This window comes from Actinomadura vinacea (assembly GCF_039532545.1).
In the GTDB taxonomy this organism is placed as follows: Bacteria; Actinomycetota; Actinomycetes; order Streptosporangiales; family Streptosporangiaceae; genus Spirillospora; species Spirillospora vinacea.
Window position 1 is genome coordinate 216,535 of the sequence record NZ_BAAARW010000005.1, and the last position, 20,977, is coordinate 237,511.

Annotated in this window: 18 protein-coding genes; 13 read left to right on the forward strand and 5 right to left on the reverse strand. The window is 72.8% G+C overall.

Features of this window, described 5'->3' with window-relative positions; genetic code table 11:
• From ABD340_RS07575 to ABD340_RS07610, 8 genes are all read left to right on the forward strand, one after another.
• Positions 1 to 750, forward strand: a complete 750-nt coding sequence (locus ABD340_RS07575; protein ID WP_344587854.1) for a cell division protein FtsQ/DivIB — start codon at positions 1 to 3, stop codon at positions 748 to 750.
• 532 nt (positions 751 to 1,282) lie between these two features.
• Entirely contained in the window at positions 1,283 to 2,779 is a 1,497-nt protein-coding gene (gene ftsZ / locus ABD340_RS07580) for a cell division protein FtsZ (protein ID WP_344587855.1), read from the forward strand.
• A 69-nt stretch (positions 2,780 to 2,848) separates the two neighbouring features.
• Positions 2,849 to 3,610, forward strand: coding sequence for a peptidoglycan editing factor PgeF (pgeF, locus tag ABD340_RS07585; RefSeq protein ID WP_344587856.1), 762 nt, complete (start codon positions 2,849 to 2,851; stop codon positions 3,608 to 3,610).
• Entirely contained in the window at positions 3,603 to 4,373 is a 771-nt protein-coding gene (locus ABD340_RS07590; protein ID WP_344587857.1) for a YggS family pyridoxal phosphate-dependent enzyme, read from the forward strand. The genes pgeF and ABD340_RS07590 overlap by 8 nt, the downstream gene beginning before the upstream one ends.
• A gap of 90 nt (positions 4,374 to 4,463) precedes the next feature.
• Positions 4,464 to 5,006, forward strand: coding sequence for a cell division protein SepF (locus ABD340_RS07595; RefSeq protein ID WP_344587858.1), 543 nt, complete (start codon positions 4,464 to 4,466; stop codon positions 5,004 to 5,006).
• 24 nt (positions 5,007 to 5,030) lie between these two features.
• A complete protein-coding gene (locus ABD340_RS07600; RefSeq protein WP_344587859.1) occupies positions 5,031 to 5,315 on the forward strand; it encodes a YggT family protein in 285 nt (94 codons plus the stop codon).
• 49 nt (positions 5,316 to 5,364) lie between these two features.
• A complete protein-coding gene (locus ABD340_RS07605) occupies positions 5,365 to 6,306 on the forward strand; it encodes a DivIVA domain-containing protein (protein ID WP_344587860.1) in 942 nt (313 codons plus the stop codon).
• Between the two features lie 107 nt (positions 6,307 to 6,413).
• Positions 6,414 to 7,445, forward strand: coding sequence for a hypothetical protein (locus ABD340_RS07610; protein WP_344587861.1), 1,032 nt, complete (start codon positions 6,414 to 6,416; stop codon positions 7,443 to 7,445).
• Between the two features lie 18 nt (positions 7,446 to 7,463).
• Here the strand turns inward: ABD340_RS07610 and ABD340_RS07615 are convergent, their stop codons facing one another.
• Both ABD340_RS07615 and ileS read right to left on the reverse strand, forming a co-directional pair.
• Positions 7,464 to 8,288 carry a DUF1707 SHOCT-like domain-containing protein gene (locus tag ABD340_RS07615; RefSeq protein WP_344587863.1) on the reverse strand — a complete coding sequence of 275 codons (825 nt, stop codon included), beginning with the start codon at positions 8,286 to 8,288 and terminating at the stop codon, positions 7,464 to 7,466.
• A 115-nt stretch (positions 8,289 to 8,403) separates the two neighbouring features.
• Entirely contained in the window at positions 8,404 to 11,583 is a 3,180-nt protein-coding gene (gene ileS, locus ABD340_RS07620) for an isoleucine--tRNA ligase (RefSeq protein WP_344587864.1), read from the reverse strand.
• A 958-nt stretch (positions 11,584 to 12,541) separates the two neighbouring features.
• Between ileS and ABD340_RS07625 the strand changes: the two genes are divergently transcribed.
• From ABD340_RS07625 to ABD340_RS07635, 3 genes are read left to right on the forward strand one after another with little or no spacing between them, the layout of a single operon-like run.
• Entirely contained in the window at positions 12,542 to 12,922 is a 381-nt protein-coding gene (locus ABD340_RS07625; RefSeq protein WP_344588088.1) for a TraR/DksA family transcriptional regulator, read from the forward strand.
• Positions 12,895 to 13,626 carry a signal peptidase II gene (lspA, locus tag ABD340_RS07630; RefSeq protein ID WP_344587865.1) on the forward strand — a complete coding sequence of 244 codons (732 nt, stop codon included), beginning with the start codon at positions 12,895 to 12,897 and terminating at the stop codon, positions 13,624 to 13,626. Before ABD340_RS07625 ends, lspA begins: the two co-directional genes overlap by 28 nt.
• On the forward strand, positions 13,626 to 14,555 hold the full coding sequence (locus tag ABD340_RS07635) for an RluA family pseudouridine synthase (RefSeq protein ID WP_344587866.1): 930 nt from the start codon (positions 13,626 to 13,628) through the stop codon (positions 14,553 to 14,555). Before lspA ends, ABD340_RS07635 begins: the two co-directional genes overlap by 1 nt.
• A gap of 21 nt (positions 14,556 to 14,576) precedes the next feature.
• On the opposite strand, the gene ABD340_RS07640 is transcribed toward ABD340_RS07635, so the two are convergent.
• From ABD340_RS07640 to ABD340_RS07650, 3 genes are read right to left on the reverse strand one after another with little or no spacing between them, the layout of a single operon-like run.
• The gene (locus ABD340_RS07640) at positions 14,577 to 14,888 is read right to left on the reverse strand and encodes an AzlD domain-containing protein (RefSeq protein WP_344587867.1); all 312 of its coding nucleotides are present in this window, start codon (positions 14,886 to 14,888) and stop codon (positions 14,577 to 14,579) included.
• Positions 14,885 to 15,580, reverse strand: a complete 696-nt coding sequence (locus tag ABD340_RS07645; RefSeq protein ID WP_425547323.1) for an AzlC family ABC transporter permease — start codon at positions 15,578 to 15,580, stop codon at positions 14,885 to 14,887. The genes ABD340_RS07640 and ABD340_RS07645 overlap by 4 nt, the downstream gene beginning before the upstream one ends.
• A gap of 10 nt (positions 15,581 to 15,590) precedes the next feature.
• Positions 15,591 to 16,007 (reverse strand): chorismate mutase, encoded by a 417-nt coding sequence (locus ABD340_RS07650; RefSeq protein WP_425547324.1) that lies wholly within the window; start codon positions 16,005 to 16,007, stop codon positions 15,591 to 15,593.
• Between the two features lie 312 nt (positions 16,008 to 16,319).
• Between ABD340_RS07650 and ABD340_RS07655 the strand changes: the two genes are divergently transcribed.
• Together ABD340_RS07655 and dnaE are read left to right on the forward strand one after the other, a co-directional pair.
• On the forward strand, positions 16,320 to 17,153 hold the full coding sequence (locus ABD340_RS07655; RefSeq protein ID WP_344587868.1) for an AraC family transcriptional regulator: 834 nt from the start codon (positions 16,320 to 16,322) through the stop codon (positions 17,151 to 17,153).
• A 274-nt stretch (positions 17,154 to 17,427) separates the two neighbouring features.
• Positions 17,428 to 20,958 carry a DNA polymerase III subunit alpha gene (dnaE, locus tag ABD340_RS07660; protein ID WP_344587869.1) on the forward strand — a complete coding sequence of 1,177 codons (3,531 nt, stop codon included), beginning with the start codon at positions 17,428 to 17,430 and terminating at the stop codon, positions 20,956 to 20,958.
• Positions 20,959 to 20,977 lie beyond the last annotated feature (19 nt).

Genomic DNA, 20,977 nt, shown 5'->3' on the forward strand with positions numbered 1-20,977 from the left:
ATGACCGAGGCCGGGACGCGTCAACGCAGGAGCACGTCCGAGCCCGCCGGCCGGCCCGCCGCCGCACGGAGGGCGGGCCGCTGGAAGGCGGCGTGCGTCACGCTGCTGGTGCTGGGGGTGCTCGGCACCGTCGCCTGGGTGCTGCTGGGCTCGCGCCTGCTGGTGGTGCGGAACGTCGAGGTGACCGGCACGAAGCTCGCCCCGCGCGACCGGATCGTGGCGACCGCTGGGATCCGGCTCGGCCTGCCGATGGTGCGGCTGGGCACCGGCACCGTCCGGTCCCGGCTGGAGCGGCTCCGCGAGGTGGAGTCGGCCACGGTGGAGCGGCGCTGGCCGGCCACCATCCGGATCGTGGTGCGCGAGCGGGTGCCGGTCGCGGCGGTGCAGCGCGCCGGGCGGTTCTACCAGCTCGACCGGCACGGGGTGGCGGTGACCGACGGCCCGTCCCGGCCGCCTGGGATGCCCGCGCTGGCGTCGGCCGCGCCCGGTCCCACCGACGCCGCGACGCTGGCGGCGCTGCGCGTGCTGGAGGACCTGCCGGACCGGATGGGCAAGCGGGTGGCGAGGGTGGAGGCCCCGTCGCCGGAGTCGGTCACGCTGCGGATGGCGGGCGGCCGCACGGTGGTGTGGGGTCCGGCCGAGCGGTCCGCGGAGAAGGTGCGGCTGGTGGACGCGCTGCAGAAGTCCGCTGCCGGACGGTCCGCGCGCACCATCGACGTCAGCGCTCCCGAGGTCGTCACCACCCGCTGACCGGCCCCCGTCCGGCCCCCGTCCGGCCCCCGCGGGACAATGGTGATCAATCAGATGCTTCCGGGACGTGTGGGGCGGCCGACGCGGGGTAGGTGCGAGGGACTCCGTTCCGGTGCGTGTGTCGCGCCGCTTCCGGACGCGCGATGAGGCACGCTGGGACGACCGGCGCGGACGGACGGAACCGGGCGGGAGGTGAATCGGCGATGCTCGTCACCAACCAGGGCATCTGGTGCTGTGTGCGACACGCCGGTTCCGTTGGCGGCAGGTTAGTTGACCCTGGCGGTAAGCCCGCCCTACTGTCCGTATCAGCCTTCAGGTTGACATAACTGTAAGCCTCAAGTTGAGGGTGAGGGTTTGGGGTGGCGCCGATCACCTCGGCCCGGACCGGAACACACACAGACATCCAGACAAGACACCGGACAGACGGCCGGCACCGGACCCGGACACCGGCGCCGCGGCGCGAACCGCCGCGGCGGCGATGCCCGAGGCCGGGCCGGCCGGCCGGATAGGGCGAGCGGAAAGGCCCCTCCTCGTGGCAGCACCGCAGAACTACCTCGCGGTCATCAAGGTCGTCGGCATCGGCGGCGGCGGCGTCAACGCCGTCAACCGGATGATCGAAGAGGGACTCAAGGGCGTCGAATTCATCGCGATCAACACCGACGCTCAGGCGCTGCTGATGAGTGACGCCGACGTGAAGCTCGACGTGGGCCGCGAGCTCACCCGGGGCCTGGGCGCGGGGGCCAACCCCGACGTCGGCCGCAAGGCCGCCGAGGACCACCGGGAGGAGATCGAGGAGGTCCTCAAGGGCGCCGACATGGTGTTCGTCACCGCGGGCGAGGGCGGCGGCACCGGTACCGGCGGCGCCCCGGTGGTGGCCAACGTCGCCCGCTCGCTGGGCGCCCTGACCATAGGCGTGGTCACCCGGCCGTTCAGCTTCGAGGGCAAGCGCCGCGCCATGCAGGCCGAGGCCGGCATCGAGACGCTGCGCGACGAGGTCGACACCCTCATCGTCATCCCCAACGACCGGCTGCTGTCGATCTCCGACCGGCAGGTCAGCGTGCTGGACGCGTTCAAGGCCGCCGACCAGGTGCTGCTGTCCGGTGTCCAGGGCATCACCGACCTGATCACCACCCCGGGCCTGATCAACCTGGACTTCGCCGACGTGAAGTCGGTCATGTCCGGTGCCGGCTCGGCGCTGATGGGCATCGGCTCGGCCCGCGGCGACGACCGCTCGGTCGCCGCCGCCGAGATGGCGATCTCCAGCCCGCTGCTGGAGGCCAGCATCGACGGCGCGCACGGGGTGCTGCTGTCCATCTCCGGCGGCTCCGACCTGGGGCTGTTCGAGATCAACGAGGCGGCCCAGCTGGTGTCCAACGCCGCCGCCCCGGACGCCAACATCATCTTCGGCGCGGTGATCGACGACGCGCTCGGCGACGAGGTCCGGGTGACCGTGATCGCCGCGGGGTTCGACGAGGGGCGCCCTACCAGGTCGGCTCCTGAGCCGGAGACCAAGAGACTCCCGCCGCCACCGCGTCCGACCCCGCCGCCGCCCGGCAACCCGATCCCCAGCCGGGTCGGGCGGTCGGACGCCTTCGGCTCGGCGCACACGCCCGCCCAGCCGGCGGGGGGCGCGCAGTCGCACCAGTCGGTCGCGCAGGCCGCCGCGGCGCCCGTCCAGCAGCAGCCCCAGGCCGCGCCGGTGCCCGCGCCGCCGCGCCGTCCGGCCGACACCGAGCCTCCGCGGCCCGCCCCGGCCGACGACGACGCCCCCGGCGAGTCCGCGGGCGGTGACGCCGCCGCCGGCGACGACGCCGGCCTGCGCGGCGAACGCGGTCCGGGCGAGGAGGCCGGCGCGGCCGCCGAGCGGGACGAGACCGCCCGCCCGCCCGCGCCGCGCGCGCCCGAGCAGTCGGCGACCCGCGTGCACGCGGGCGAGTCCGACAGCGGCTCGGCCGCGACCGGGCCGCGCCGCCGCCCCGTGGTGTTCGACGAGGACGACGATCTCGACGTGCCCGACTTCCTCAAGTGACCCGAACCGCACAGTGACCCGAACCGCAGTGACCCCGAACCGCACAGTGAGCCGCGAAGCGAGCCGCGAGTGATCGAGACCGTCGCGCTGGCGGAGGGCGTCGGCGCCGCGTTCACCGCGCGGGCCGGCGGCGTCAGCACCGCCCCCTACGACTCCCTCAACCTCGGCGGCGCGGTCGGCGACGACCCGGCCGCCGTCCGCGCCAACCGGCGGCACGTCGAGGAGACCCTCGGCATCGCCCCCGGGCGCACCGTCTGGATGCGCCAGGTGCACGGTGCCGACGTGCGCGTCGTCACCGCCGCCGGCGCGCCCGCGCCCGCGGAGCCGCCGGCGGTCGACGCGATCGCCACCACCGTTCCCGGGGTGGCGCTGGCCGTCCTGGTCGCCGACTGCGCGCCGGTGCTGCTGGCCGACCCCGTGGCCGGCGTCGTGGGCGCCGCGCACTCGGGACGTCCCGGCACCGCGGCCGGGGTCGTGCCGGCCCTGGTCAAGCGGATGCTGGAGCTGGGCGCCGAGCCCGCCCGGATCGCCGCCGCGATCGGCGCCGCGGCCTGCGGCGAGTGCTACGAGGTGCCCGCCGCGATGCGCGACGAGGTCGCCGCCGTCGTCCCCGCCGCCCATGCCACCACCCGCGCAGGCACGCCGGGCCTGGACATCCGGGCCGGGGTCGTCGAGCAGCTCGCCGCCGCCGGCGTGACGGACGTGCGGGTCGACCCGCGCTGCACGATCGAGACCCCCGGGCTGTACTCGTACCGCCGCGAGGGCCGCACCGGGCGGTTCGCCGGTTATGTCTGGCTCGATGGCGCCGCCGGGCGGTCCGCCGATGCCTGAGACGCCGCACGAGTCCGCCGAGCCCGCCGGGTTCGCGGCGCCCGCCGAGGCCGCGGCGGAGCGGCGCGCCGAGCTGGCCGCCAACCTCGCCGACGTCCGCAAGCGGATCGCCGCGGCCAGCGCCGCCGCCGGACGCGGCACCGGTGAGATCACCCTGGTGGCGGTGACCAAGACCTTCCCGGCCTCCGACGTCCGGCTGCTGGCCGGGCTGGGCCTCACCGACGTGGCCGAGAACCGCGACCAGGAGGCCGCGCCCAAGGCCGCCGCGACCGCGGACCTCCCGCTCACCTGGCATTTCGTCGGGCAGCTGCAGAGCAACAAGGCCCGGTCCGTGGCGGGCTACGCCGATGTGGTGCAGTCGGTCGACCGGCCCAGGCTCGTGACCGCCCTGTCCGCCGCGGCGGTGGGGCTCGGCCGCGAGCTGCGCTGCCTGGTCCAGGTCTCCCTGGACGAGCCCGTCCCCGGCGGGCGGGCCCGCGGCGGCGTCGCGCCGGACCGCGCGGCGGAGCTGGCCGGCGCCGTGGCCGCGGCCGAAGGGCTGGTGCTGGACGGGGTGATGGCCGTCGCGCCGCTGGACGCCGACCCCGGCCCGGCCTTCGAACGGCTGGCCGGCGTCGCGGCGGAGATCAGGAGCGCGCACCCCGGCGCCGCCGTGATTTCGGCGGGAATGAGCGGGGATCTGGAGCCCGCGATCGCGTGTGGCGCGACACACCTACGGATCGGTACGGCGTTGCTCGGCGGCCGACGGGCAATCGTCAGGTAATGTCCCCCCAGTGGTACCTGCCGAAACGGCAGGCCACGAAGACGGAGCAGTCCGACGGCGGTGCCGGGGCCACAGGACGACGGAGGGCATATGGCCAGCGCGATGCGCAAGATGGCGGTCTACCTCGGCCTTGTGGAGGACGACCGCTACGACGACAAGTACGACTACGACGAGTACGAGGCGTACGACGACGACACCGACCCGGGACAGGGCCGGCAGGGCCGGCTCCGCGAGGAGGAATCCGGCGGTCAGCTTACCCGAGCCGAGGATGCCGCGGACCGTGATCGCGATCATCACGCCTCAACGGCCGCCGAGCGCCGCTCCGTGGCGCTCTACGAGTCGGGTACCACCGACCTCGCCCGGATCACTACGCTGCACCCAAGGACCTATAACGAGGCGAGGACCATCGGGGAGCACTTCCGTGAGGGGACACCGGTCATCATGAACCTGACCGAGATGGTCGACAGCGACGCCAAGCGCCTGGTCGACTTCGCGGCGGGTCTGGTGTTCGGCCTGCACGGGAGCATAGAGCGTGTTACGAACAAGGTGTTCCTGCTGTCACCCGCCAATGTGGAGGTGACGGCGGAGGACAAGGCCCGGATGGCAGAACGAGGGTTCTTTAACCAGAGCTGACAGCCCACATGTGAGAGTGTCTTCGTGACAATCGTTGGAACCGTACTGACGACCGTCCTCTACATCTTCCTCCTGTTCCTGATCGGGAGGCTGATCCTGGAGGTCCTTCAGTCGTTCGCGCGGTCGTGGCGTCCGACCGGTGTGGTGCTGGTGATCGCCGAGACCACGTACACCATCACCGATCCGCCACTGAAACTCCTGAGACGTTTCATCCCGCCCATCCGTCTGGGTAACGTGGCCTTGGACCTCAGCTTCACCGTCCTCATCCTCGTGGTCTGGATCATGATCATCTTCGTGAGGACGCTCTGATCGGATACCGTCCTTTGGACATGACTCCAAGCGCGCCAAGGAGACGAACATGCCCCTGACACCCGCCGATGTGCGGAACAAGCAGTTCAGTACCACCAGGCTGAGGCCGGGGTACGACGAGGAGGAGGTGGACGCCTTCCTCGACGAGGTCGAGGCCGAGCTGGACCGCCTCATCCAGGAGAACGAGGAACTGCGGGCCAAGCTGGCGGAGTGCCTGCGCGGCAAGGTTCCCGCGATGGCCGCGCCGATCGTGGAGCCCAAGCCCGATGTGGCCAAGATCCCCGAGCCGCCCCGGCCGCCCGAGCCGCCGCAGCCGCAGCCGCAGCGGGAGCCCGAGCCGGTGATGGGCGGCGGGCTGGGCATGGCGCCCGCGCCGTCCGGCGAGGACAACATGGACACCGCGGCACGCGTGCTGGCGCTGGCGCAGCAGACCGCCGACCAGGCGATCGCCGACGCCCGCCGGGAGGCCGACGAGACGCTGGGCCGCGCCCGCCGCGAGGCCGAGGAGATCCTCGGCAAGGCGCGCCGGCAGGCCGACCAGATCGTCAGCGAGGCCCGGTCCCGCGCCGAGGCCCTCGACCGCGACGCCCAGGAGCGGCACCGCCAGGTGATGGGCTCGCTGGTGCAGCAGCGCGAGGAGCTCGAGCGCGAGGTCGACAACCTGCGCGCGTTCGAGCGGGAGTACCGCAGCCGACTCAAGGTCTACCTCGAGGGGCAGCTGCGCGACCTGGAGGCCGGCAGCACCGAGACCGGAGGGTTCCCCGCCGTGCCCGCCGGCCCTGGGCAGACCGCCCCGCAGCCGCAGGGCGGACCTCCGACCGGCCCGCAGAGCGCGATCCCGCACGAGAACCGCAACGGCGCCCCCGGTGCGTCCGGTCCCGGCACCTTCGGGTCCCCCGCCGAGCCGGCCCAGCACACCCAGCAGGTCCAGCACTCGGCCACCGGCGCGTTCCACGCGGGCGGCGACAACCCGCCGCACGAGAGGCACTGAGGGCGCCCGCGCGGGCGATAGTGTCTTCCCGTTCGCCGCGCCGCGGATGGCGCAGCCGCCATCCCGGCGGCGCTTCGGAGATCCGCCTGTGAAGGGGGAGAGACCCTGTGATCATCCTGAGTGGCGTCCTCGTCGTCGTGGCGATAGCCCTGCTGGTGGCGGGCATCGTCGGCGGCAGCGGAGAGAGCGCGCAGGTCCTCGGGCTGGACGCGCTGGTGGTGATCTACGTGTCGATCGCCGTCAGCATCGTGTCCGCCCTGTGCCTGTCCATCGGGGTGTTCCTGAGACGCAAGGAGCTGTTCGGCCCGGGTGCGTCCGCCGCCACCGCCAAGAAGACCCGGCGGCCCGGCACGACCAAGGCCAAGGGCCGTAAGAAGACGGAGCGTCCCGTGCCCGCCGCGGGTCGTGCGAAGACCCCCGCCGCCCCCGCCGCGGACGATGACGCGGTGGAGATCCCGCCGCAGCCCGCCGAGGTCCCCGACGCCGCGGTGGTGTACGTGGTACGCGGCCGCAAGCGCTACCACCTCGACACCTGCCGCCAGCTCGCCGGTCGCGACCGGGACGAGCTCACCTACGCGGAGGCGAAGGAGGAGGGCTTCAGCTCCTGCACCGCCTGCATGCCCGACACCGCGCTGGCCGCGCGCGCCGCGGTCTCGGTGCCCGCGGGCCCGGGCGCCAGGCCCGCCGACGCCGGCACCGCCACGGCCAAGACCATCGAGTCCAAGGCGGTCGCGGCCGAGCCCGCCGGGTCGGAGACCGCCGACTCCAGGACCGCCGAGGTGCCCGCCCCGTCCCCGGAGCCGCCCGTCGAGGCCGGATCCGGCCACGCGTCCTCCGCCACGGCGGCCTTCCCGCCGGCCTGGCCCACTCCCGGCGCCACCCCGCCCGAGACGGCGGCCGACATCCCGGCCGGCGCCCCGTCGTCCGCCACGGCCGCGGGCGACCCCGTGCCCGACGACGGTGACGACGTGCTGGTGCGCATCCTCAGCGGCACCAAGCGCTACCACCGCGTCGAGTGCGCCCTGATCGAGGACATCGGCGACGACACCGAAGACCTGGAGTCGCTGACCCGCGCCGAGGCCAAGTCCCGGGGCTGCACCCCCTGCCTGGTCTGCCAGCCCGACCGCCTCAGCGCCTGACGCCGCGCTCCGCCGCGATCATCCGCGGCGGCGGGACTCCCGCAGCCTGCGCAGGTGGTCACGGCGTTCGTCGCGGGTCCGGCGGATCTCCCGGCGGTGCTCCTCGTGCATCTGGAGGCGCTCCTCGCGGTGCTCTCGCAGCTCCCGGTGGCGGTGCTCGCGCCGCTCTCGGTGTTCCCAGTGGCGGTCGGAGCGCTTCTCGCCCATCTCGCGGCGGGACGCGGTGACGCCGCCGAACAGCACCATCCCGCTCACCCGGATCACCGGGGCGTCGGGGGCGACGGTGTCGTCCTCGGGCAGGTCGACGCCGCCGAACACCGCGGACACGGAGCTGACCAGCCGCACGCCCGGCGGAATCGTGATGTCGACGCCGCCGAAGACGCAGGTGACGTTCACCAGGACCTCGCGCTGGGAGAGCACCGCCTGGCGGAAGTCCAGCTCGGCGCCGCCGAAGACGCAGGTGACGGTGGTGGCCGGCTCGACCAGCCAGCGGCCCCGGCGCTCGGCCCCGGCGAAGAACGCCACGATGGAGGTGGACTGCGGTTCGGGCGGCGGGAGGCTCGGCTCCTTCTCGAGCCGGACCCGCGGCTCGGCGGGCGCCGCCGCGGGCCGCCCGGGGGCGGCCGGCAGGTCGCTGAGGACGGGCTCCAGCTCGGCGTAGGTCTTGGCGCGGTACACCACGTCGATGCGCTCGGCGTGCTCCTCCGGCGTGATGCGCCCCTCGGCCAGGGCCTCGCGGAGGCGGTCGGCGACCCGGTCGCGGTCGGCGTCGGAGGCGCGCAGCTCGGAGCCGGCGGGCGTCTTGGTCTCCGGGGCCGGTTCGGAGGGCTCAGTCGGGTTCACGCGACCCATCATCGCAAACGCGATGTGTCTCGAATAGGCCTTCGGCGGCTTTCGTCGGCGCCGCGGCACCCGGCGCTCGCGGCGCGGCTCGAAAGCCGCCGAAGGCCCGCCGCCGTCAGGCCTTGCGGAGCCAGAAGGTCAGGCCGAGCTCATCGTCCCGCTGGGCGGGCAGGTCCAGCTCGGGACGGCCCTCCAGCACGCTCTCGGCCAGCACCTCGCCCGCCAGCTCGGCCCCGTGCGCCCGCAGCGCCTCGGCCAGGTCGTCGCCGGCGGCCCGCCACCACAGCTCGATCCGGTCGGTGACCTCCAGCCCGCTGGACTTGCGGCCGTCCTGGACGAGCCGCACCGCCTCCCGGACCAGCCCCGCGCGGCGCAGCTCGGGGGTGACGGTGAGGTCGAGCGCGACGCTCTCGCCGCCGGCGCTCTCCACCGCCCAGCCGGTGCGCGGCCGCTCGGTGACGATCACTTCCTCGGGGGAGAGGCCGACCGGGCCGAGGTCCTGGGCCTCCACCGTGACCGAGCCGCCGCCGCGCAGCGCGGCGACCAGGTCGGCGGCGTCGGCGGCGGCCACCGCCTTGGCCACCTTCGGGGTGTCCTTGGCGAACCGCTTGCCCAGCTCGCGGAAGTTGGGCTTGACCTCGTACACGACCAGGTCGCCGCCGATCGAGGACAGCTCCTCGAACGCCTGGACGTTCAGCTCCTCGGCGATCTGCGCGCGCAGCTCCGCGGGAAGCGCGGCCCAGCCCTGAGCGCCCACCAGGGCGCGTCCGAGGGGCTGCCGGGTGCGGACACCGCTGCCGGCCCGGGCGGCCCGTCCCAGCTCCACCAGGCGCCGGACGAGGGCCATCTGGGACGACAGGGCGGCGTCCAGGAGGTCCTCCCGCACGGCCGGGAAGTCGGCCAGGTGGACCGACTCGGGGCCGTCGGCCGGGCGGATGACGTTCCACACGTAGTCGGTGAGGAACGGCACCATCGGGGCCATGAGCCGGGTCAGGCTCTCCAGGCACTCGTAGAGCGTGGCGAACGCGGCCGAGCCGCCGGGCGTGCCGGGCCCCTCCCAGAACCGCCGCCGGGACCGCCGCACGTACCAGTTGGACAGGTCGTCGACGAACTCGGCGAGCCGGCGGCCCGCCGCGGCCGTGTCGAACCGCTCGAGGGCCGCGTCGACCTCGCCGATCGTCCGGTGCAGTTCGGCCAGGGCCCAGCGGTCCAGCAGCGGCCGGTCGGCCGGGGCGGGCGCCTCGGCCATGCGCTCGGGCGTCCACGCCTGGCCCTGCGCCTCCGCCGCGTTGGCGTACAGGACCAGGAAGGAGGCGGTGTTCCAGTACGTGAGGAGCACCTTGCGGACGATCTCCTCCAGGGCGCCGTGGCCGACCCGGCGGGCCGCCCAGGGCATGCCGTTGGCGAGCATGAACCAGCGCAGCGCGTCGGCGCCGTGCTCGTCCATCAGCGGGATGGGCCGCAGCACGTTGCCCAGGTGCTTGCTCATCTTGCGGCCGTCCTCGGCCAGGATGAGCCCCAGGCACAGCACGTTCTCGTAGGAGGACCGGTCGAAGACGAGCGTGCCGACCGCCATCAGGGAGTAGAACCAGCCGCGGGTCTGGTCCTGGGCTTCGCAGATGTACTGGGCCGGGTAGGACGCCTCGAAGACCTCTTTGTTGCGGTGGGGGGCTCCCCACTGCGCGAACGGCATGGAACCCGAGTCGTACCAGGCGTCGATGACGTCCGGTACACGGCGCGCCTCCTCCCCGCACTCGGGACAGGGGAGCGTGACGTCGTCGACATAGGGGCGGTGGGGGTCGAGCTTGGACAGGTCCTGCCCGGCCAGCTCGCCCAGCTCTTCCAGGGAACCCACGCAGGTGATGTGGTTCTCGTCGGCGCCGCACACCCACAGCGGCAGGGGCGTGCCCCAGTAGCGGCTGCGCGACAGCGACCAGTCGACGTTGTTGCGCAGCCATTCCCCGTACCGGCCGTGCTTGACCGTCTCGGGGAACCAGTTGGTCTTCTCGTTCTCCTCCAGCAGCCGGTCCTTGACGGCGGTGGTGCGGATGTACCAGGACGGCAGCGCGTAGTACAGGAGCGCCGTGTGGCAGCGCCAGCAGTGCGGGTAGCTGTGCTCGTAGTGACTGCCGCGGTACAGCAGCCCGCGCGCGCGCAGGTCTTCGGTCAGGGCCTCGTCGGCGTCCTTGAAGAACTTGCCGCCGACCAGCGGCACGTCCGGGAGGAAGCGGCCGTCGGGCCCGATCGGGTTGACGACCGGCATGCCGTAGCGCTTGCACACGGCCATGTCGTCGCCGCCGAACGCGGGCGCCTGGTGGACCAGGCCGGTGCCGTCCTCCACGGTGACGTAGTCGCCCAGGACGACGTAGTGCGCGTCGGGGATGTCGACCAGGTCGAACGGCCGCCTGTAGGCGGTGCGCTCCAGCTCGGCGCCCTGGAAGGAGGCCAGCCGCTCGGCCCCCTCCCCAAGGGCCTGCTCCAGCAGCGGCTCGGCCACCACGAGCACCTCGTCGGACCCGGCCGGACGCGCGGCCACGTAGGTGACCTCGGGGTGCACGGCCACCGCGGTATTGGACACCAGCGTCCACGGCGTGGTCGTCCAGATGAGCAGGGACGCGCCCAGCTCGGCCAGGGGGCCGGAGGTCGCGGGCATCCGCACGTACACCGAGGGGCTGGTGATGGTCTCGTACCCGCCGGGCTGGCCCAGCTCGTGGTCGGACAGGCCGGTGCCGCAGCGCGGGCAGTACGGCGTGATGCGGAAGTCGCGGAACAGCAGCCCCTTGTCGAAGACGACCTTCAGGGACCACCAGACGGCCTCGACGTACTCGGAGTCCATGGTGCGGTACGCCTGGGCGGTGTCCACCCAGAAGCCCATCCGCTCGGACATCTCCTCGAAGGCGTCCACGTGCCGCAGCACCGACTCCCGGCAGCGCGCGTTGAACTCGGCGATGCCGTAGGTCTCGATGTCCTTCTTCCCGGTGAGGCCGAGCTCCTTCTCCACCGCCACCTCGACGGGCAGCCCGTGGCAGTCCCAGCCGGCCTTGCGGGGGACGTGGTAGCCCTTCATGGTGCGGTAGCGCGGGAAGACGTCCTTGAACACCCGGGCCTCGACGTGATGCACCCCGGGCATGCCGTTGGCGGTGGGCGGACCCTCGTAGAACAGCCAGCGGGGGCCGGACGCGGTGCGCTCCAGCGACCGCTCGAACACCTTCGCCCGCCCCCAGCGGTCGAGCATCTCCCGCTCCAGGGCGGGCAGATCGACCTGCGCGGGCAGGGGCGGGAATTTGCGGGTCACGGGGCGGACCTCCGGATCGACGTGAACGGGACGGCACGTGGACCGGAGGGACGAGACGCCCGCCTGGCTGCGCGCCGGGCCGGATCCCGCGGTACCACCCTCCTTGACCGCGCCGGGACGGCGCGATCCGCTTCGTTCGAGTCTCGGCTGCCGGTTCTACCGCGCCCGGCCCGCGCCCCGGCGGGCCGTCCCCGGAGGGCGGCCGCGGTGCGGTCCGGCGGTTCTTCCGGCGGCTCCGGGGTGATCAGACCGCCGGGCTCGCCCCCGGGCTCGCACCGTCCCCGGGTCGCTCATGGCTGCGTACGGCGGCAGGTGTCCCCATCACGGCCTGCCGACTTGACTGCTCGCTGAGACACTAACGCACGCACGCGCAAAACTCTTCCCATTTCCCCGGCGGAAAGCCCCCTCGGGACCGTAGCGATGCAGGTGAAAGCGCAGATTGTGGCGGTCGCGGGGTTCTCGGCGCGCCGTCACGGGGCATATGCGGCCTGTAATGGACCCAGGTTGTTTGCCGTGCCGCGAAAGGGGACCTATGCTGCCCGCACTGCCTGTCGAGGAGACCAGCGCGAGGGGGGCCGACATGGCCGGCGCGGGGAGAGGCGAGCATCCGGTCGCCCGCGTATCCAGCTCCCAGAGCACAGCCGCCGCGACGAACACGTCCGGCCCATCCGGCACGTCTGGAACGTCCGGCGCGCCGGACACCGCCCCCGCCGCCAAGCGCGCCAAGCCCTCCGACAAGCCGGCCAAGGAGGCCGCCAAGCGCGCCAAGCCCGCGGCGAAGACGCCGGCGGCCAAGCGCGCCAAGCCGTCCCGCGGCTCGTCCGCGCGCGGCACGGAGGCCGAGAAGGCCCCCGCGGGCCGCTCCGCGGAGGAGGGGGCCACCGAGCACCACGTCCGGAGGGCCGCGCCGGCCGGTACCGCGCGGCCCGGCGGCGGGGCGGCGGCCAAGGCCGCGACGCTGCCCGTCCGCGAGGGCGAGGACCGCTGGACGGCGGCCGAGCTCGCCGAGGTGCGGGCCGGGCTGGAGCGGCAGATCGCCGCGCTGGAGGCCGAGATCGCCGCCTCGACGAGCCAGATCGCCGAGGGCGACGCCGCCGACGGCGCGGGCGACGACCAGGCCGACACCGGCGCCAAGACCTACGAGCGCGAGCACGAGCTCGCCTTGACCTACAATTCGCGTGACCTGCTCGCCCAGTCCGAGCGGGCCGTCCAACGGATCGACGCGGGCACGTACGGGATATGCGAGTCCTGCGGGAAGCCGGTAGGCAAGGCGCGCCTGCAGGCCTTCCCCCGTGCGACGCTATGCGTGTCATGCAAACAACGCGAGGAACGTCGCTGAACGACGAAGACAACCCCAAGAGCGAGTCCGGGGGATCCGCCGGATCACCTCGGCCGCGCCGTGTCGGAGTACTGATCGCGGTCGCCCTGGTCGCGCTGTCCCTGGACGTCGTGACCAAGGTCACCGTGGTGGCCACGCTCCAGGACCGCGAGCCCATCCGGCTGCTGGGCGGCCTGCTGACGCTGCACGGCGCCACCCGCAACAGCGGCGCCGCGTTCTCCATCGGCACCGGCTACACGGCCGTGTTCACGCTGATCGCCACCGGAGTGGTGATCGCCATCCTGCGCACCGCCCGCAACCTGCGCTCGGCGCCCTGGGCGGTGTGCCTGGGCCTGATGCTGGGCGGCGCGGTCGGCAACCTGATCGACCGGATGCTGCGCGCCCCGGCCCCGCTGAAGGGCCACGTCGTCGACTGGATCGAGGTGCCGAACTGGCCGGTGTTCAATCTGGCCGACTCGGCGATCGTCTGCGGCGGTGCGCTGGCCGTGCTGCTGGCCGCCCGCGGCCTGCAGATCGACGGCACCCGGGTCACCGGCAAGGAGGGCGAGCAGGACGCCGACGAGCCCGGCGAGACGAGTGACACCGGCGAGCCCGGCGAACCCGGCAGACCCGGAGAGCCCGCCGAGCCCCGCGGGGACGGCGGGAAGGGCGACGGCGCGGACGCAGATCCCGATTCCGCCCCGGCATCGGGGGAGAAGGGCTGATGGCGGACATGCGCAGCCTCCCGGTCCCCGACGGCCTGGAGGGCGAGCGGGTCGACGCGGCGCTGGCGCGGCTGTTCGGCCTCTCCCGCAGCCGGGCGGCCGAGATCATCGCGGCCGGTGACGTCCTGCTCGACGGCGGCACGGTGGCCAAGTCCGACCGCGTGCACGGCGGCGCCTGGCTGGAGGTGACGCTCCCGCCGCCGCCGACCGCGCCCGCCCCGGTGGCCGAGCCGATCCCGGGCATGGCCGTCCTCTACGAGGACGACGACATCGTCGTGGTCGACAAGCCGACCGGCGTCGCCGCCCACCCCACCACCGGCTGGAACGGCCCCACCGTGCTCGGCGGGCTGCTCGGGGCCGGGCACACGGTCGCCACCAGCGGCGCCGCCGAGCGGCAGGGCATCGTCCACCGGCTGGACGCCAACACCACCGGGGCGATGGTCGTCGCCAAGAGCGAGGTGGCCTACTCCCGGCTGAAGCGGGCGTTCAAGGAGCGCACCGTCGACAAGCGCTACCAGGCGCTGGTGCAGGGGCATCCCGACCCGTTCCGCGGCACCATCGACGCCCCCATCGACCGGCACCCCTCGGGCGACGGCAGGTTCGCCGTCGTGGCGGGCGGCAAACCGTCGGTCACCCACTACGACACGGTCGAGGCGTACCGGGCGGCGACACTGCTCGACATCGACCTGGAGACGGGCCGCACCCACCAGATCCGCGTGCACATGTCCGCCGTCCGCCACCCGTGCGCGGGCGACCTGGCGTACGGGGCCGACCCGACGCTGGCCGCCCGGCTGGGGCTGCGGCGGCAGTGGCTGCACGCGGCGCGGCTGGGCTTCGAGCACCCGACCACGGGTGAACGGGTCGAGTTCGTGAGCCCCTACCCCGACGATCTCGCCCGCGCCCTGGAGATCATCCAGGCCGAGTCGTAGCCGGCGAGGCCGGGCGGCCGCTCAGGCGAGCAGGCGCAGCCCGGCCGCGACGGCGGCGGCCGCGGCGAGCACGACCAGGAACGGCGCCCGCAGCAGCAGCGCCGCGACGGCCGCCGCGAGCCCGGCCAGCCGCGGGCCGTCGAACTCCAGCGTCCGGCCGTCCGGGGCCAGCGCCTGGACGGCGATCAGCGCGGTCAGCAGCGCCACTGGGACCAGGTCGGTGAACCGGCGCACGCGCGGGTCGTCCAGCACCCGCTGAGGGGTGACCAGGCCGCCCAGCTTGAGCAGGTAGCAGCCGACCCCGGTGGCGATCACCGCGATCCACACGCTCATGACCCCGCCCTCTCGCCGGGCCGGACGACAGCGATCAGCGCCGCCACCGCTGCGAGCATCACCGGGACCCCGGCGGGCAGCAGCGGGGTGGTCGCCAGCGCGATCACCGCGGCGGCGCCGGCGACCCGGCCCTCGGTACGGCCCGCGGTGAGCCGCGGCCACAGCAGCGCCAGGAAGACCGCGGGGCCGAGCACGTCCAGCCCGAGCGCCTCGGGGTCGCCGAGCCGGGCCGCGCCCAGCCCGCCCAGCAGCGTGGTCAGGTTCCAGGTGAGGTAGATGCTGATCGCGGTGACGTAGAAGCCGATCCGCGCGGTGGCCCGGTCGGGCTGCGCACCGGCGACCGCGGTGGTCTCGTCGATGACCACGTGCGCGGTGAGCAGCCGCCGCACGCCCCGTACCCGCAGCAGCCCGGCCAGCCGCAGCCCGTACAGGGCGTTCCGGCCGCCGAGCAGCACCGCGCCCAGCGCGCCGGTCGCCAGGTTGCCGCCGGCGCCGATCACGCCGACCAGGGCGAACTGCGAGGCCCCGGTGAAGGCCAGCAGGCTGAGCGCGCACGCCTGCGCCACCGTCAGCCCGGCGGTGATCGCCGCCGCCCCGAAGGCCAGGCCGGAGACCCCGACCGCCAGCCCCACGCTCAGGCCGTCCCGTACCGCCGCGGACTCCCCCGAACCGGCCGATTCCATCACTTCCATGCCGGGGACGCTAGCCGCCGGCCCCGGCCGGGTCTTGAACGTTCTTGCACTCCGAATGCGACGGGCACAGCTCTCCGGCGCCGGCGCGCTCGCGTTCGGCGGCGTCCAACCCCGCCTCGATGACCGCGTTCATGATCCGCGCGAGATGGCCGGGGTCGAGCGAGGGCGCGTGCGGGGACATGGCGGCGACGATCCGGCGCTCGCGGTCGGGGTCGCGGCCTGCGAAGCCGCCGACGGGCTTGAGCCGCTGGACGACCCCCGCCACCGCGGCGCGGCGCTCCAGCAGGGCGGCGAGCACGGTGTCGATCCCGTCGATGGCGGCGCGGGCGTCGTCGACCGTGGCCAGGTCCTCGGTACGGGGGAGCGCCACGGTCAGCTCGTCCCGGGCGGCCGTCGGCCCGCTGGGGGCCCTGTGGTCGGTGGTCATGGCGGGTGTCCCTCTCTCGGGGCGGCCCCGCCGGAGAGGGTGGTGCCCGTCCATGCCCGGGGCCGCGGTCTCGAACGCGAAAGGCGGAGCCCCTCGCTGAGGGCTCCGCCTTTGGCCGGCTCCGGGGTCGTCGCTCAGGTCGCGCCGACCGGCTCGCCCGGAGCCGGCTGCGTAAACCTGGGATAGCGACGTTCCACGCCCTCGATCTTAGGCCCCGGGGCCGCCCGCCGCCGACCAACGGGACGATCGTCCCACTCCATGAGACGGCGATGGGGCGGCGACGCGCCGGGCCCGGTGGCTACGATGACCGGCATGACCGGCGAGGTCGCGCATTATTGGAGCAACTCGGCGCTGCCCGGGGTCGACCTGCTGCGCGCCCGCTTCGTGACCCACCGGTTCAGCAGGCACGCCCACGACGGGTACGCCATCTTCCTGATCGAGTCCGGGGTGGAGGAGTTCGAGCACGGGGGGAGCGTCGAGCGCGCCGGGGCCGGGGCGCTGGGGGCCGTCAACCCCGGCGTCGTGCACACCGGGTACGCGGGGGTGCCCGAGGGCTGGGCCTACCGCGTGCTGTACCCGTCGATCGAGGTGATGAGCGGCATCGCCGCCGACCTGGGCGCGCCCGCGGGCACGCCGTTCTTCCCCGACCCGGTCGTCCGGGATCCGGAGGCGGCCAGGCTGCTGCGCGCCGTGCACCGGTCCGGCGAGCACGGGGACGCGCTGGCGACCTCCTCGCTGTTCCGCGCGGCCGTCGCGGGCCTGCTGCGCCACGCGCGGCCCCGCACGGGCATCGGCGGGGAGGCCGGGGGAGTGGCCGAGCGGATGCCCGCGGCCGTCCGGGCCGCGCGGGAGATCCTGCACGCGGACCTGCTGGACCCGCCCTCCCTGGAGGCGCTGGCCGAGGCGGTCGGCGCCGGCGCGTTCCCGCTGCTGCGGGCGTTCCGGGCGGCCACCGGCCTGCCGCCGCACGCGTACCTGAACCAGGTCCGGGTGCGGGAGGCGCGGCGGCTGCTGGACGCGGGGCTGCGTCCGGCGGAGGTCGCGGCCCGCACCGGGTTCGCCGATCAGGCCCATCTGACCAGGCATTTCAAGCGGACGGTCGGTGTCCCTCCCGGCGCGTACCGGGAGGCCCGCGCGCCGTGGTGACCGTCCGGCCGGCGCATTTCCGAGGGACCGAAACCGGACACGAATCGTATCTGCGTATGAGCCACATGTAACGGTCCGTCGGGGTTCAACCGGGCATCGGAGTGTCGGGGCCCGAGGGCTCGACCCGGAGGGTTAGGCTCTCAGGACCGCGTCATCCCGGACGCCGATCCGGGGTGGCGATCTTCCCCCGGGACCGGATACCGCCGCACGTGCCAGCCGCACGTGGGCGGTCGCATGCGACGACGCAGCACGACGCAACGGAGGCGCACGAGGCATGGCCGACTCGTTTGTCCATCTGCATGTTCATACGGAGTACTCGATGCTGGACGGTGCCGCCCGGCTGAAGCAGATGTTCGAAGAGGTCGGCCGGCAGGGCATGCCCGCGATCGCGATGACCGACCACGGCAACATGCACGGCGCCTACGACTTCCACAAGCAGGCGATGGCGGCCGGGGTCACTCCGATCATCGGCATCGAGGCGTACATGGCGCCGGAGTCGCGCTTCCACAAGAAGAAGGTCCAGTGGGGTGAGCCGAGCCAGAAGCGCGACGACGTCTCCGGTGGCGGCCTGATCAACCACAAGACGCTGTGGGCGCGTAACAAGGACGGCCTGCACAACCTGTTCAAGCTGTCCAGCCGCGCGTTCACCGAGGGCTTCGTCTTTAAGTACGCGCGGATGGACGAGGAGCTGCTGGCCGAGCACGCCGAGGGGCTGATGGCCACGACCGGCTGCCCGTCCGGCAAGGTCCAGACCCGGCTGCGGCTGGGCCAGTTCGACGAGGCGCTCAAGGCCGCCGCCACCTTCCAGGACATCCTCGGCAAGGAGAACTACTTCCTGGAGCTGATGGACCACGGCCTGGACATCGAGAAGCAGGTCCGGCAGGGCCTGATCGACATCGGCAAGAAGCTGAACATCCCGCCGGTGGTCACCAACGACTCCCACTACACCCATGAGAGCGAGGCCACCGCGCACGACGCGCTGCTGTGCGTCCAGGTGGGCAAGCAGCTGGCCGACCCCGACCGGTTCCGGTTCAACGGCAGCGGCTACTACATCAAGACGGCCGACGAGATGCGCGGCATCGACTCCTCCGACATCTGGGCCGAGGGCTGCCGCAACACGATGCTGATCGCCGAGCGGGTCGACGCCAAGGGCATGTTCGAGGCGCACGACCTGATGCCGCGGTTCCCGGTGCCCGAGGGTGAGACCGAGGAGACCTGGTTCCGCAAGGAGGTCTGGAAGGGGCTGGAGCGGCGCTTCCCCGGCGGCATTCCCGACGAGTACCGCAAGCAGGCCGAGTACGAGATGGGCGTCATCCTCGGCAAGGGCTACCCGTCGTACTTCCTCGTCGTGGCCGACTTCATCATGTGGGCCAAGGAGAACGGCATCCTGGTGGGCCCCGGGCGCGGCAGCGCCGCGGGCTCGCTGATCGCGTACGCGATGGGCATCACCGACCTCGACCCGCTCCCGCACGGGCTGATCTTCGAGCGGTTCCTCAATCCCGAGCGCGAGTCCATGCCCGACATCGACATCGACTTCCCTGAAGACCGGCGGGCCGAGGTCATCCGCTACACGACCGAGAAGTGGGGCGCCGACAAGGTCGCCTTCATCGCCACCTTCGGCACCATCAAGGCGAAGGCCGCCATCAAGGACGCGGGCCGCGTCCTGGGCTTCCCGTACGCGCTGGGCGACAAGATCTCCAAGGCGTTCCCGCCCGCCGTGATGGGCAAGGACATCCCGCTGTCGGGGATCTTCGACGACAAGCACCCCCGCCACGGCGAGGCCGGGGAACTGCGCAAGCTGTACGAGGAAGAGCCCGACGTCAAGCAGATCATGGACCTGGCGCAGGGCCTGGAGGGGCTGATCCGGCAGACCGGCGTGCACGCCGCGGGGATCATCATGAGCGGCGAGACCATCACCGACCACGTCCCGATCATGCGTCGGGACGCCGACGGCGCGATCATCACGCAGTTCGACTACCCGACCTGCGAGACGCTGGGCCTGCTGAAGATGGACTTCCTGGGCCTGCGCAACCTGACGATCATCGATGACGCGCTCAAGGGGATCAAGCAGAACAAGGGCATCGACGTCAACCTGCTCGAACTGGAGCTGACCGACCCGAAGACCTACGAACTGCTGGGCCGCGGCGACACCCTCGGGGTGTTCCAGTTCGACGGCGGCCCGATGCGGTCGCTGCTGCGGCTGATGAAGCCGGACAACTTCGAGGACATCTCCGCGGTAGGCGCCCTCTACCGGCCCGGCCCGATGGGCGCCAACTCCCACACCAACTACGCGCTCCGCAAGAACGGCCAGCAGGAGATCACCCCGATCCATCCCCAGCTCGAGAAGCCCCTGGAGGAGATCCTCGGCACGACCTACGGCCTGATCGTCTACCAGGAGCAGGTCATGTCGATCGCCCAGAAGGTCGCGGGCTACACGCTCGGACAGGCGGACCTGCTCCGCCGGGCGATGGGCAAGAAGAAGAAAGAGGTCCTCGACAAGGAGTTCAAGCCGTTCTCCGAAGGCATGCGCGAGAACGGCTACAACGACGAGGCCATCAAGACGCTGTGGGACATCCTGGTCCCCTTCTCCGACTACGCGTTCAACAAGGCGCACAGCGCCGCCTACGGCCTGGTGTCGTACTGGACGGGCTACCTCAAGGCCAACTACCCCGCCGAGTACATGGCGGCGCTGCTCACCTCCGTCGGCGACGACAAGGACAAGAGCGCGCTCTACCTCAACGAGTGCCGCCGCATGGGCCTCAAGGTGCTGCCGCCCGACGTCAACACCTCCGCCGCCGACTTCACCCCGATGGGCGACACCGAGATCCGCTTCGGCCTGTCGGCCGTCCGCAACGTCGGCACCAACGTGGTCGAGGGGATCATCGCGGCGCGCAAGGAGAAGGGCGCCTACACCGACTTCAACGACTTCCTCAACAAGGTCCCGCCGATCGTGTGCAACAAGCGGGTGGTGGAGTCGCTGATCAAGGCCGGGGCGTTCGACGAACTGGCGCACAAGCGCAAGTCGCTGCTGATGGTGCACGAGCAGGCGATCGACTCGGTCATCGACATCAAGCGCAAGGAAGCGATCGGCCAGGACTCGCTGTTCGGCGCGCTGGAGGACGACGGCGGCGAGGACGCCTTCGCGGTCGCGATCCCCGACGGCGACGACTGGGACAAGTCCACCCTGCTGGCCTTCGAGCGGGAGATGCTGGGCCTCTACGTCTCCGACCACCCGCTGCTGGGCGTCGAGCACATCCTCGACAAGGAGGCCGACGCCGGCATCGGCACCCTGACCGAGGGCGGCGCGGCCGACGGCACGATCGTCACGGTCGCGGGCCTGCTGTCGGGCCTGCAGCGCAAGGTGACCAAGACGGGCAACTCGTGGGCGATGGCGAGCCTGGAGGACCTGTCCGGCGTCATCGAGGTGATGATCTTCCCGTCGTCGTACCAGCTGTGCTCCACCCTGCTGGCCGAGGACGCGATCCTGGTGGTCAAGGGCAAGCTGGACCGGCGCGAGGACGTGCCCAAGCTGATCGCGATGGAGGTCACCCAGCCCGACCTCACCATCACCGACGCCCAGGGCCCGTTCTCGGTCACCCTCCAGATCGGCCGCTGCACCCCGCCGCTGGTGTCGCGGCTCAAGGAGGTCCTGGTCACCCATCCGGGCACGTCCGAGGTGCACCTGCACCTGCAGAACGGGCCACGGACCACAGTGGTCCGCCTCGACGACAGGCTGCGCGTCGCACCGTCCCCCGCACTGATGGGCGACCTGAAACAACTCCTCGGCCCATCCTGCCTGAGCTGAAAGTGCCGCGTCACCTGGG

Bases quoted from the DNA above. Each gene is read 5' to 3' on its own strand.
- ABD340_RS07575 (WP_344587854.1), top strand. From the start codon at position 1: ATGACCGAGGCCGGGACGCGTCAACGCAGGAGCACGTCCGAGCCCGCC.
- ABD340_RS07590 (WP_344587857.1), top strand. From the start codon at position 3,603: ATGCCTGAGACGCCGCACGAGTCCGCCGAGCCCGCCGGGTTCGCGGCG.
- ABD340_RS07595 (WP_344587858.1), top strand. From the start codon at position 4,464: ATGGCCAGCGCGATGCGCAAGATGGCGGTCTACCTCGGCCTTGTGGAG.
- ABD340_RS07605 (WP_344587860.1), top strand. From the start codon at position 5,365: ATGCCCCTGACACCCGCCGATGTGCGGAACAAGCAGTTCAGTACCACC.
- lspA (WP_344587865.1), top strand. From the start codon at position 12,895: ATGCAAACAACGCGAGGAACGTCGCTGAACGACGAAGACAACCCCAAG.
- ABD340_RS07635 (WP_344587866.1), top strand. From the start codon at position 13,626: ATGGCGGACATGCGCAGCCTCCCGGTCCCCGACGGCCTGGAGGGCGAG.
- ABD340_RS07640 (WP_344587867.1), bottom strand. From the start codon at position 14,888: ATGAGCGTGTGGATCGCGGTGATCGCCACCGGGGTCGGCTGCTACCTG.
- ABD340_RS07645 (WP_425547323.1), bottom strand. From the start codon at position 15,580: ATGGAAGTGATGGAATCGGCCGGTTCGGGGGAGTCCGCGGCGGTACGG.
- ABD340_RS07650 (WP_425547324.1), bottom strand. From the start codon at position 16,007: ATGACCACCGACCACAGGGCCCCCAGCGGGCCGACGGCCGCCCGGGAC.
- ABD340_RS07655 (WP_344587868.1), top strand. From the start codon at position 16,320: ATGACCGGCGAGGTCGCGCATTATTGGAGCAACTCGGCGCTGCCCGGG.
- dnaE (WP_344587869.1), top strand. From the start codon at position 17,428: ATGGCCGACTCGTTTGTCCATCTGCATGTTCATACGGAGTACTCGATG.